Source organism: Deinococcus malanensis (assembly GCF_014647655.1).
Lineage (GTDB): Bacteria > Deinococcota > Deinococci > Deinococcales > Deinococcaceae > Deinococcus > Deinococcus malanensis.
Window position 1 is genome coordinate 172,491 of sequence record NZ_BMPP01000008.1, and the last position, 11,705, is coordinate 184,195.

The following is an 11,705-nucleotide window of genomic DNA, read 5'->3' on the forward strand; positions in this document are numbered from 1 at the left end:
ACGGGTTTCAGGAGTAATTGACTCCCCCGTCACAGCAAGCCTGGACCAGGGTTTGCCTAGGAGGTTGTCTATGAAGGCACTTTTGTCACGCCTCGCCCTCCATGTTGCCGTCTGTCCTGCACTTCTCTTGCTTGCCGGGTGTTCGCCCATGACCACCATGACGGCGTCCACTCCTGGCAGCGCTCCTGCAGGTTCGGCAGTGTCCCAACCCGCCACCCCCCTGCGTCCACTGGTACGTCACAATCTCAGGGTCGATGCGCTCTCCGTCAGCGGGGACTTTGATGTAATTCAGCAGATCGTGGACGTTGCTCCCGGCGCCAGCAGCCCCATGCACATGCATGGCGGTGTAGAACTCACGACAGTACTTGAGGGTGAGGTCACCCTGCGGCGTGAAAAAGACAGCAGCGTTAAGACGTACAAAGCTGGGGAGATGTACATGGTCAATGCCGGAGAGTTTATCCAGGTCTCCAACACCTCGCAGAGCAAAGCGAGCTTCGTGGTGACCTTCCTGTTGCCCAAAGGTGCAACGCTTACCACCAATAAGTAACTCATGCGAGCTGTTATAATTCTCCACCGCGTTTAGGGGTGCATGAGGTTGTGGGCGAGTATTGCCAAGACGACATGGAGCCGCAATGAGGTGAAGGTTTTGGTCTGGACGGAACGAACCTGAGTCTCAATCAACTGACGAAATACGGTTTCGATGGGTTTGCGACATTTCGAGTGGCCGTCTTTCCACCATTCGGTGTCGTACCGGGTGTTTTCCTTGGGTGGGGAGATGAAGTCCGGCCAGCGATTATTCAATTCATAGGCGACGGTCGTGTCCTGCAGATGAGCCGGTCGGATGAGTTACTGCATCACCTAGTCCATCGGCGAGACCCAGGCGCGGAGTTTGAAGCCGAAGAAATTGCCCTGGGTCCCGAATCTCCATCGCGCACCAGGAAACGCGCAGCGTTTCCCTCGTTTGGGCCGACACACCGGGAATGACAACGAGTCCGCTACGACTTCTGGACAGCGCATGGGTGGACTAACGGGAGCCTCAAAATGCTCCACAAGGCGCTGCCCGCGTGTAAACGCCTGAGTGTACCTGGGAAGACCGCCCCGGTCTTCCCGCAAGATTTCCATCAGATGGACGGATGCTTGACGACATACCGTGAAAGCAGCAATGCGACGAGGATCGCATCTGTGACCTTCTGGTGGTGGCAGCGCTTGTGATCGCTGAAATGCTTTCTCGCGCAACGCCATAAAGTGCGGATGACGCGACAACAGCTTAAACCGTGGTGGAGTCGGTATCTAGCCATACTGACTCCATTTTTGTTGCCCTACAGATGATGCGGCTGCGCTGATGCAGGCCCTAAACGGGGTAGATATAGCGGTTAATCCGACGCGCTACCCTAAAGGTTATGAAGGCGAGGTTCTCCTGATGCCGGGCACGGGGGGCGGCCCCGGTGCACTGGCAGGTGGGCTGACCGAGGTCAGCTACAGCACCAACACGTCCAATGCCCTGATTCACCTGCACCGGGCAGAGGTCGGCAAGATGACCGCCTACCGCCAGCGGCTGGACATGACCACCAACTGGTCGGTGGTGACCACTGCGGGCCTGGCCTCCTTTGCGCTGGGTGACGTTAACACCAGCCACGCGACCTTCCTGTTCGCGATGTTCATGAACTACTTTTTTCTGCGTCTGGAGGCGCGCCGGTTCCGCACCTATGAGATCGCCCACCACCGCGTGCGGATTATGGAACGCTTCTTCTATCCAGCCATGCTGGGGGATCATGTGGACCCTGGCTGGCACCAGTTGCTGCTGGCCGAGCTGGCCAAACCCCGCAGCCCCATGAGCCGCGCCGACGCCCTGGGCTGGCGCCTGGGCCGCAACTATCTGTGGATCTACAGCGCGGTATTGCTGGCATGGCTGGCCAAACTGGAACTGGCCCAGCCCAAAGGCTGGGTACTGGAGTTCCCGGACGCGCTGTCACTGGCCGACATCGGCAGTTTTCCCGGGTGGATTGTGTTTTCCGGCGTAGGGTTGTTCTACGTATACCTGATCGGCCTGGCCATCCGCGCGGCACGGACCTACCCCCTGGAAGAGGGCTGAGCATCTGGCTGCTGCATGGTGAAGTGAGCTTGCATGGTGAAGTGAGCTGGTCCCCTCAGGCGCACTGGGCGAAAGGTCAGTCTTCTCCCACGCACGTGGCTCGACCAGTAACCTCCACAAACAACACAGCTACAAACAACATAGCCGCCGGGAAGATGACCTTCCCGGCGGCTTGGGTCGATAGACGGCTTCAGCGGCGGCCACCGTATTTGGGTGCGCCCTTCTTGACCCCGGCGTAGCGGTTGCGCTCCTTGCGGCGCTGAGCGCGGCTGGTCGCTGCCCCGGTGGTACCGCTGCCCTGAAGGCCACGTCCTGCCACCGGGCGCCTTGGCCCGATGTCCAGCATCAGGTAGCGGGCCACCGGCACATACAGCACCAGAATGAACAGCAGGCTGCCCCACCAGGTGTTCAGATACGGCCCCAGCGGCGTGAGCTGCAGCAGGCTGCTGATCAGCGTGGCCACCAGGGCGAACAGCATGACCCGCACCACCAGGCGCAGCAACTTGGTCCTGTTGAGGCCCGGTGTGGGATCGGACCGCGTCAACCATTGCCAGGCTTTCATGCGCTTCCCTCCGGTGCGGCGGCCCGGGCCGCGGCGCCCAGGGTAATGCGGTCACGGAAGGCTTCGAGTTCCGGCCAGCTGCCAGTGCCAGCCTCCGCCTCACCGGCGTCCACTGTAATGACCATGGAGGGCTTGTGCTGCTGGGCGGCCAGCCGCTGCACGGCGGCGTGGGACGCGCCGTCACGAGCAGGCGCAGCGAAGATCAGGCCGCGGACCGCGCCTTTACCCGACAGCATGGAGACGGCCCCGAACAGCTCACGCTCGCCTGCGGGGGCCGTGTCCGCGCCCTGCATGCGCTCGGCGCGCTTCAGGACTTCCGGCAGGGGCAGCTCGTGGCTGTAAACGGCGTGCAGCCCCAGCGCGTCCAGGGCCGCGCGCAGCTCCCCCCCCAGAACGTCCTCGGCCAGCAGCGTCCGTGGACCGATGACCCCGACGGTCACGCGTGACGCCACGCTCAGCGGCGGCATTTCCTGGCGCGGACCTGCCGCGTGAATCCGGGCACGTTCCAGTGCCAGCCGGACCCCGCCGGCATTCTGCGACAGGCGCAGCCCGACCTCGGCCGCCGCGCTTTCCAGACCCTCGCCGCCATCAGGGACCGGAATCATGTTCGGCAGGCCGCTGATGCGGCGGGAAAGCAACTCGCCCAGCGCCTCACTCCAGGCGTCGCCCTGCACCGGAGCCCACTGTGGCATCAGCACCGCGTCCACCCCATCCAGGGCCAGGATGCGCCCCAGCGCCAGCTGGACGGGCAGCGATTCGCCCTTCAGGCTTTCCTGACCCAGCGCCAGGGCCTCGGCGTCAGGCAGGGAGGGCGTGACGATCTCCACCCCAAGTTCCTTGAGGTACGCCGCCCAGTAGCCTCCCAGCCGCGCGGCACGTGATTCGAGCAGACCAACCTTCATTCCACGTAGTGTACGCGCTGCGTCCTTCCGAAGGGTCCCGTGGGGGCACCTTTGGCGTGGAAGGGCGCAGCGCCTCAGGCCGCTATGCTGCGCCGCGTGACCCTGCCTGATCTTCTGACCCTGCCCGAGTCCCTGAGGCGTGTGCTGCCTGCCGCCCGCTGGGAGCAGGTTACCCTGGGACAGAGCGGTGCGGGAGTGTGGCGCAGCACCCGGCACGTGGTCAAGGTCCAGATCCGGGAGGTGGCACCGGTCAGCACCCTGCAACAGGAGCGTGAACGGCTGCGTTATTTCGCCGGAAGGGTGCCGGTGCCGCGCGTCATCGGTTACGAGCTGGAAGGGAACACCGAATACCTGGCCATGACCCGGGTTCCCGGCATTCCCATGAGTGACCCGGACGCCACGCTGCACCCCGAGCGGGTGGTCACGCTGCTGGCCCGGGCGCTGCGCGAACTGCACACCCTGCCCCTGCGCGATTGTCCTTTCAACATGACCCTGCCCTATACCCTGCGTCTGGCGCGCGAGCGGGTCGAGGCCGGCGTGGTGGACGAGACCGATTTCGACGCCGGGCGCCAGGACCGCAGCGCCGTGAGTGTGTTTAACGAACTGGTGCGCAGCCGCCCGGAAACCGAGGATCTGGTGGTCACGCACGGGGACGCCTGTCTGCCCAACTTCATCATCAGTGGCGAGTTTGTCGAGGGCCTGATTGACCTGGGCCGCGCTGGTCTGGCCGATCGGCACGCGGATCTGGCACTGGCGTGGCGCAGCACCCGGCACAACCTGGGTGACACCTACGCGGGCATGTTTCTGGATCTGTACGGGCGTGCGCTGATCGACGAGCACAAGCTGCACTACTACATGCTGCTCGACGAGCTGTTCTGAGGTCCGGTGTCTGAGTTCAGGCTCCCCGGGTCCCGGCCTGAACGTTGCCGCGTCGTCGCCTTTTCGTGTTCGCTGCCCTGAGGTTGCAGCTGCCCCGGGCCGGGCCTGGAACCCATGGTCTACTGCGCGGGTATGCGAGCCCTTTCGTCTCTGGTCTCCCGGCATCCCTGGAGCGTGCTACTGGTGTGGGTGCTGGTCGTCGCGCTGTGTGCGCCATTTGCAGCCCGTGCGCCAGGAGCCCTGAGTGCCCACCCCGGTGAACTGCTGGACACGGAAAGCGCCCGCGTCACCCGGCTGCTGCGTGAGCGCTTCGGTGAGAAGGACACCAATACCGCCCTGCTGGTTACGCGCTCCGTTCCGCCGCTGACCACCCCGGCTGGCCGGGCCGCTTACGACCGTTTTGCAGACGGCCTGAATGACATCAAGGGCGTGTCCAGGGTGCTGCGGGCGGACGCAGCAGGTGCGGTTCCCACCACAGACGAAGCCGGCGAGCGTGCCCTGACGCTGGTTCAGATTCCGCTCGACGAAGGCGCCACCGAGACGGTCACGCGGCTCCGGGTCTATGCCACCCGCGTCAGCTCTCCGGCGCTGCGTGTCCAGGTGACCGGCGGGCAGGCCATCGCCGACGACTTCACGCAATTTGCCGAGGAAGACACCAAACGCAGCGAGTTCGCTGCCCTGCCGCTGACCGCCCTGGTCCTGCTGATGGTCTTTGGGGCGCTGGTGGCCACCGGCCTCCCCCTGATCGTGGGGGTGCTGAGCATCACGGTGGCCATGGCCGGCGTCTGGGGCCTGACCCGAGTGACGGAAGTCAGCACCTTCGCGCAGAGCATCATCACCATGCTGGGCCTGGGCGCCGGGATCGACTACGCCCTGCTGATGGTCAACCGTTTCCGCGAGGAACTGGCCAGGGATCACGACTCGCGCGCCGCTGCTGCGCGCACGGTCATGACTGCCGGGCGCAGTGTCGCCTTCAGCGGCCTGACGGTCGCCATTGCCATGGCCGCGCTGATCCTGCCGCCCATCGCGTTCGTGCGCAGCATGGGCCTTGGCGGGGTGCTGGTCGTGCTGCTGACCGTGGTGGCCAGCCTGACCGCGCTGCCCGCCCTGCTGGCCCTGCTGGGTGAGCGCGTCAACAGTCCCCGTATCATCCGTTTTCCCTGGGGACAGAGTTCGGCCGCTTCGCAGGCCTGGACCGCCTTCGCGCGGCGGGTCACGGCGCGGCCGCTGCTGGCGGTGGTGCTGAGCACGGCCTTCCTGCTTGTGCTGGCCTTTCCGGCACTGAACATGCGCACAGGCTACGCGGGAGCCTGGGGCCTGACACCCGGCGTGGAAAGCCGCGACGCGCTGGCCGACGTGCGTGATCTGGGGGCCGGCGGGCTGCTCAGCCAGTTCGAGGTGGTGCTGGACCTGCAGGGCCAGCGGTATGGCGCTTCCCAGCGCGAGGCCTTCGGCGAGACCGTGCAGACCCTGCGGAAGGTTCCGGGTGTGCGGGCGGTGATCAGCCCCTTCCTGCGGCCTGAGGACCTGAGCGGCGCGGGTGAGGCCAGCAGTAGCCTGCAGAGCCTGGGCGCCGTAACGGCCCTGAACCAGCGCTCATTCAGTCGCGACCGGGAGCTGCTGCGTATCACCGTGATTCCCGAGCAGTACCTGCGCGCCGACCAGATTGAACCCTTTGAGGCCCGATTGCGGGAGGCACTGGGCACCTCGCCCTTTTCCTATCTGCTGGGTGGGGCGCCCATTGGCGAGCGGGACTTCAGCGACGCCATTACCGGCGCCATGCCGGCTGCGGTGATCACGGTCTTCGTAGGGACCTTCCTGCTGCTGATGGTGGCATTTTGCAGCCTTCTGATTCCACTCAAAAGCATCATCATGAATGCACTGACAGTTGCGGCAGCTTATGGGGTGGTCACGATGGTCGTCCAGAACGGAGTGATGGCAGGCCTGCTGGGCATTCCGAATGATGTCGGGGTGCTGGATTCCAGCCTGCCGCTGCTGCTGTTTGCGGTGATGTTCGGCCTGAGCATGGACTACGAGATCTTTCTGCTTTCCCGCGTGCAGGAAGAACACCTGCGCGGCGTCCCCAATGACGAGGCTGTGGTGCTGGCAGTGGGCCGCACCGCGCGGATTATTACCAGCGCGGCTGTAATCATGTTCATCGTCTTTGCGGCCTTCACGGTGGGCCGGGTGGTGGCCAGCAAAAGTATTGGCCTGGGGCTGGCCACCGCCGTGCTGCTGGACGCCACACTAGTTCGGCTGGTGCTGGTGCCCGCCTTTCTAAAGCTGGCCGGGCACTGGAACTGGTGGCTGCCCGGGTGGCTTGACCGCCGCCTTCCGCACGTGCACATCGAGCACTGAGGCGGGGGTGCAGGACAATGTCCTGGCGCTGAGGCTCAACAGTCAGAGAAGAGAGGTAAAAGCAGATTGACCTTGAAGGGAGGCCGTCAGAGGTGGGGGTGGTCACGCCTTGCGGAGCGCACTCCATAAGACCTTCCCAGCAGCAGGAACCGGGCAGGAAAGGGGAGAGGCGAACTGGCCTCTCCCCCCGGATGGCTGCCCTCAGCTGCCAGCGCCTGAACCCTGGGAATGCTTGCGGCGGACAAACCACACCACGGCCGCGACGACCAGCAGCCCCAGAATCACTTTGCTGGCCGGTCCCACGTACCGCTCGACCTTGTCGTAGTTCTCGCCCAGCAGGTAGCCGGCTCCCGCCAGCACCGAGGCCCACAGCGCCGAGCCGATGGCGCTGTAGATCAGGAACTTGGGCAGCGGCATCTCGCTCATGCCGGCCGGCAGGCTCAGCAGGCTGCGGATGCCCGGCACCATGCGTCCGAACAGCACTGCCTTGGTGCCGTGGCGGTCAAACCAGTCGTCGGCCCTGCGGATGTCCTTGCCACTCAGGGTCAACCATTTGCCGTATTTGTCCGCCCAGGCAACCAGCCGCTCTTCTCCAAACGCCCGCCCCACGTAATACAGCGGCAGGGTGCCCAGCACGCTGCCCAGCGTGCCCATCAGCACGACCAGGGCCAGATTCAGGTCGCCGCGTGACGCGGCAAAGCCGGCCGAGGGCATAATCAGTTCGCTTGGAATCGGGGGAAACACGTTCTCGATCACCATCAGCAGCAGGATCCCCAGATACCCCATGCTGTCCATCAGATTCTGTACCCACTCGGCCATACCCCGCAGCCTAGCGGCTGGAGATGGCCCGAACATCCACCTTAAGTCAAGCCCAGCTCAAGTGGCTGCGCCCCGGGTGCGCCGCCTACACTCGCAGACATGGCCCCGGCACTCAAAGCGCTGATTTTTGACTTCGACGGCACCATCCTGGATACCGAAACGCGCGAGTTTCTGCACTGGCAGCAGCTGTATCAGCAGCATGGACGGGAACTGCACCTGCACGAGTGGCAGCGCGGGGTGGGCACCTGGGACGTCTTCGATCCCTGGGCCGGGTTGCCGGACCATGTTCAGGCCGACCGCCAGCAGGTTCATGCTGATCTGCACAGCCGCATTGTCAGCGATATCTCCGAACAGGACCTGCGTCCCGGTGTCCGCGCGGTGCTCGACGCGGTCCGGCCGGCCGGATACCGTCTGGCCCTGGCCACCAGCAGCGACCGCCAGTGGGTCACGCGCTGGATGGCCCAGCATGGGTTGCTGGATCACTTCGAAACCCTGGCCACCCGGGACGATGTCGCGCGCGTCAAACCTGACCCGGAACTGTATCTGATGGCGGCCTCGCGCCTTGGGCTGCACCCGGCAGAGTGTGTGGCGGTCGAGGACAGCCTGAACGGGGCGACGGCGGCAGTGGCAGCCGGGATGCGGGTGGTGGTGGTGCCCAACGATGTGACGCGCACCCAGCCCTTCCCACCTTCCTGGGCGCGGCTGGAGGACGGCTATTCCGGAGGTCTGGAAGGACTGCTGCGCGCACTGGGCGAAAGCTGAAAGTCCCAGACGAGGTGGGCACGTCATCAGGGCCCCGCCACCTCCTGTTCTGCCCTCCTTAGGCTCCCTTCAGGATGTGCCAGACGCTCGGACAGCCGATAACATACGGGGATGCATGCGCCGCGAACAGCTTCCAACAGTGGGCCGCGAGAGCTGGCCGGTCTGCTGGCTGTGGCCTCCCCTCACCCCACCTGGGCCACAGACCAGCAGGGCCGTGTGCTGGCGGTCAACCCGGCCCTGCTGACCTACTGCGGGCTGGAGGAAAACACACTTATCGGGCATTTCCTGGAGTCTCTGGTTCATCCTGAGAACCACGAACAGCTGCCCTTCCCCCCGGACGCTTCCGAGCATCAGACCGAACTGCGTCTGCGCCGCCATGACGGTCAGTACCGTTGGTTCCAGCTGGACACCCGGCCCCTGCCCGGGACCGCCGGAGTCTGGATCACATCTGCCGCCGACATCCACCGCTTCCGGAGGTCCTTGCCGGAGATGGGCGAACAGCATTCCTTTTTGCAGCACGTCATCGATGAGAATCCTGATTGCATCAAGGTGCTCAGCCTGGATGCCAGGCTGCTCAGCATGAATGCCGGTGGCCAGCAGGCCATGGAAGTGGACGACTTCAGCGCCTGCCAGCTGGCCTTCTGGCCCAGTTTCTGGGAAGGGGAGGTGCGGGCGGAAGTCGAAGCGGCCCTTGACGCTGCCCGGCGGGGAAAGACCTCTTCATTTCAGGGCTTTGCGCGTACCTTCAAGGGCACCCCACGCTGGTGGGAGGTCACGGTCAGCCCGATCCGGGGTGGAGACGGACAGGTTGAACGGCTGCTGGCTGTATCCCGCGACATCACCGGGCGCATGCAGGCCGAACAGGCCCTGAGCGAGAGCCAGTCGCGTCTGCGCTTTGCGCTGGAGGCTGCCGAACTGGGAGACTGGGAACTGGACCTGCGGGACCACTCTTCATGGCGTTCGCTGCGGCACGACACGATTTTCGGCTATCCCCAGGGCCACGCGACCTGGACCTACGGGACTTTTCTGGAACATGTCGTGCCGGAACACCGGGACTTCGTGGATCATCAGTTCCGCAGCGCGCTGGAAAAGGGTGAGGCCTGGGACATCGAGTGCTGTGTGCGCCGCGCCGACGGTGAGGAGCGCTGGATCTGGACACGTGCGCGCGCACTGCAAGACCAGGAAGGCAACAAGCAGCACATGCTGGGAGTGGTCAAGGACATCACCGACTTCAAGCGGGCAGAAGAGGAGGTACGGGCCCTGAACGCCACGCTGGAGCAGCGTGTCGAGCAGCGGACGCAGGCGCTGGAGGCCCAGACGGCGTCTCTGGACGCTTTTGTGGCCTATACCGAGGCTGTCGGCACCGAGACAGAGACCTCCGTGCTGATCCGGCAGGCACTGGCGGTGATCCAGACGCGCTTCAGCGGGGTCAGTGCAGCCTATTATGAATTCGACGGCAGTCTGTGGAAGGCCCGGGAGTGGACCTCGGACCTGCCCAAGGAGACGCTCGCGGTGATTACCGCCGGCCTGCCGTCAGAAACGCCCTTGATCGCACAGACACTTCAGGCCAGAGAAGCCCGGTTTGCCGATGCCTGGAATGCGGAGCGCGAACAGGTGCGCGAAACCGAGCAGTTTGGTTCCATTGCGGTCTATCCGCTGATGGTGGCGGGCGAGGTGGTGGGGCTGCTGTCCGTGGGGCTTAAAGACACCAGCCAGTGGTCGGAACCCGACAAGGCGCTGGTCAGGGCCGTGGGACGCAGCCTGAACCTGGCGCTGGAGCGGGCCGATCAGTCGGAGCGGCTGGCAGTGCAGAACGCGGAACTGGAGGCCAGGACCAGGGCCCTGGAGGCCTTTGCCAGCCTGACGCGCGACCTGACCCTCAAGAGTGACGCCGTGGCACTGATCCGCCGGGCGCAGGAAGTGGTGATGTCCATGCTGCCCGACGGCCACGCGGCTTACTACGAACTTGAAGGGCAAATGTGGCACCTGCGGTCCATCGTGGGCGAGTGGGGCAATGAGGGCCTGCAGCAGGCGGCGGCGGATGGATTGCCCTACGAGACCACGCGCAATTTTCTTCCTCCCTGGACGCAGGGACAGGCGCACTATGTGGATGTCTACGACACCAGCATCGACAACCTGGGTGAACTGACCGGGCATTTTGCGGCCAGCGCGGTGCTGCCGGTCATCGTCAACGGTGAGCGCGTCGGTGTCTTTGCCGTGGCCCTGTTTCATAGCCGGGTCTGGACCAATATCGACAAGGCGGTGCTCGAAAGCGTTGTGCGCAGCCTGGGTCTGGCCATTGAAGGCGCGCGCAGCCTGACCCAGCTCGCCCAGCGGACCGAGGAACTGGAGCGCTCGAACCGTGACCTGGAGCAGTTCGCCTACGTCGCCTCGCACGACCTGCAGGAGCCTCTGCGGACCATTACCAGCTTTACCGAGCTGCTGGCCCGGCGCTACCAGGGCCAGCTGGACCCGAAGGCCGACCGGTACATCCATTTCACGGTGGACGCGGCCAGACGGATGGGTAACCTGATTCAGGACCTGTTGGCCTTTTCCCGGGTGGGTGCGGAAAATCACCAGCTGGCCCTGGTGGACGCCAACGAGCTGCTTGAAGACATCACCCGTGACCTGGCAGAAGACCTGCGTGAAAGCGGCGCAATCGTCTCCTGGGACCCGCTGCCCAGCCTCCAGGCAGACCCGGTGCAACTGCGGCAACTGCTGCAGAACCTGGTGAGCAACGGCATCAAGTTCCAGCGTCCGGGTGTGGTGCCGGCGGTTCATATCTCGACTGAGGAGGAAGGGCAGTGCCTTCACTTCCAGGTCCGGGACAACGGAATCGGGATCGAGCGGCAGTATTTCGACCGGATCTTCACGGTGTTCCAGCGTCTGCACAACCGAGAAAAATACAAGGGCACCGGCGTGGGGCTGGCGGTGTGTAAACGCATTGTGGAGCGGCATGGCGGGCGGCTGTGGGTCGAGTCGGAAGTTGGGGTGGGCAGCACCTTTCACTTCACACTGCCCATTGCCGGGCCGGAAACGGAATCAGACGAAGAGTAGGAGCCTGAACAGGTCGTGTTCAGGCCCTTCCCGACTTTCATTTCGCACCTCTGGGACCGCTCTGGCTGCCCCTGGTTGACCTCGCTGAGCTCTGGGTAGGCTGCTACGACCCCTGGACAGACCTGGTCGGGGGACGCCGGGTTGGGAAGCTGGAAAGGCCTGCCAGGGAACTTATTGATCTCGGCGTAAATTATCATTGTTATACTGAGCGGGTATGTCTGGTTGGAAGCCCTCAAAGCTCACCCGTGCCCAGCAGGAAGAACGCCGGCTCGCC

At 64.4% G+C, this 11,705-nt stretch carries 9 protein-coding genes and 1 pseudogene; 6 read left to right on the forward strand and 4 right to left on the reverse strand.

Going from position 1 to position 11,705, the window contains the following annotated elements; genetic code table 11:
- Positions 1-148 precede the first annotated feature (148 nt).
- Positions 149-547, forward strand: a complete 399-nt coding sequence (locus IEY49_RS11320) for a cupin domain-containing protein (protein ID WP_189008414.1) — start codon at positions 149-151, stop codon at positions 545-547.
- A gap of 32 nt (positions 548-579) precedes the next feature.
- Here IEY49_RS11320 and IEY49_RS11325 read toward each other — a convergent pair.
- Positions 580-1,298, reverse strand: a pseudogene (locus IEY49_RS11325) (transposase family protein).
- A 122-nt stretch (positions 1,299-1,420) separates the two neighbouring features.
- Here IEY49_RS11325 and IEY49_RS11330 point away from each other — a divergent pair.
- Entirely contained in the window at positions 1,421-2,092 is a 672-nt protein-coding gene (locus tag IEY49_RS11330) for a DUF2270 domain-containing protein (protein ID WP_189008479.1), read from the forward strand.
- Between the two features lie 190 nt (positions 2,093-2,282).
- Here IEY49_RS11330 and IEY49_RS11335 read toward each other — a convergent pair whose 3' ends face one another.
- Entirely contained in the window at positions 2,283-2,654 is a 372-nt protein-coding gene (locus IEY49_RS11335) for a hypothetical protein (protein ID WP_189008417.1), read from the reverse strand.
- Positions 2,651-3,556 carry a hypothetical protein gene (locus IEY49_RS11340; protein WP_189008420.1) on the reverse strand — a complete coding sequence of 302 codons (906 nt, stop codon included), beginning with the start codon at positions 3,554-3,556 and terminating at the stop codon, positions 2,651-2,653. Before IEY49_RS11340 ends, IEY49_RS11335 begins: the two co-directional genes overlap by 4 nt.
- 84 nt (positions 3,557-3,640) lie before the next feature.
- Here IEY49_RS11340 and IEY49_RS11345 point away from each other — a divergent pair, with 84 nt between their 5' ends.
- Positions 3,641-4,435, forward strand: a complete 795-nt coding sequence (locus IEY49_RS11345) for an APH(3') family aminoglycoside O-phosphotransferase (RefSeq protein WP_189008423.1) — start codon at positions 3,641-3,643, stop codon at positions 4,433-4,435.
- 132 nt (positions 4,436-4,567) lie between these two features.
- A complete protein-coding gene (locus IEY49_RS11350) occupies positions 4,568-6,793 on the forward strand; it encodes an MMPL family transporter (protein WP_189008426.1) in 2,226 nt (741 codons plus the stop codon).
- Positions 6,794-6,994: 201 nt separating this feature from the next.
- On the opposite strand, the gene IEY49_RS11355 is transcribed toward IEY49_RS11350, so the two are convergent.
- Positions 6,995-7,612 (reverse strand): DedA family protein, encoded by a 618-nt coding sequence (locus tag IEY49_RS11355; protein ID WP_189008430.1) that lies wholly within the window; start codon positions 7,610-7,612, stop codon positions 6,995-6,997.
- A gap of 99 nt (positions 7,613-7,711) precedes the next feature.
- Between IEY49_RS11355 and IEY49_RS11360 the strand changes: the two genes are divergently transcribed.
- Together IEY49_RS11360 and IEY49_RS11365 are read left to right on the forward strand one after the other, a co-directional pair.
- Entirely contained in the window at positions 7,712-8,374 is a 663-nt protein-coding gene (locus IEY49_RS11360) for an HAD family hydrolase (RefSeq protein ID WP_189008433.1), read from the forward strand.
- A 111-nt stretch (positions 8,375-8,485) separates the two neighbouring features.
- Complete coding sequence (locus IEY49_RS11365) at positions 8,486-11,431, forward strand: PAS domain S-box protein (RefSeq protein WP_189008435.1); 2,946 nt, start codon at positions 8,486-8,488, stop codon at positions 11,429-11,431.
- The last annotated feature ends 274 nt before the right edge of the window (positions 11,432-11,705 follow it).

Coding starts and splice junctions, on each gene's coding strand:
- IEY49_RS11320 (WP_189008414.1), top strand. CDS start 149: ATGACCACCATGACGGCGTCCACTCCTGGCAGCGCTCCTGCAGGTTCG.
- IEY49_RS11330 (WP_189008479.1), top strand. CDS start 1,421: ATGCCGGGCACGGGGGGCGGCCCCGGTGCACTGGCAGGTGGGCTGACC.
- IEY49_RS11335 (WP_189008417.1), bottom strand. CDS start 2,654: ATGAAAGCCTGGCAATGGTTGACGCGGTCCGATCCCACACCGGGCCTC.
- IEY49_RS11340 (WP_189008420.1), bottom strand. CDS start 3,556: ATGAAGGTTGGTCTGCTCGAATCACGTGCCGCGCGGCTGGGAGGCTAC.
- IEY49_RS11345 (WP_189008423.1), top strand. CDS start 3,641: ATGCTGCGCCGCGTGACCCTGCCTGATCTTCTGACCCTGCCCGAGTCC.
- IEY49_RS11350 (WP_189008426.1), top strand. CDS start 4,568: ATGCGAGCCCTTTCGTCTCTGGTCTCCCGGCATCCCTGGAGCGTGCTA.
- IEY49_RS11355 (WP_189008430.1), bottom strand. CDS start 7,612: ATGGCCGAGTGGGTACAGAATCTGATGGACAGCATGGGGTATCTGGGG.
- IEY49_RS11360 (WP_189008433.1), top strand. CDS start 7,712: ATGGCCCCGGCACTCAAAGCGCTGATTTTTGACTTCGACGGCACCATC.
- IEY49_RS11365 (WP_189008435.1), top strand. CDS start 8,486: ATGCATGCGCCGCGAACAGCTTCCAACAGTGGGCCGCGAGAGCTGGCC.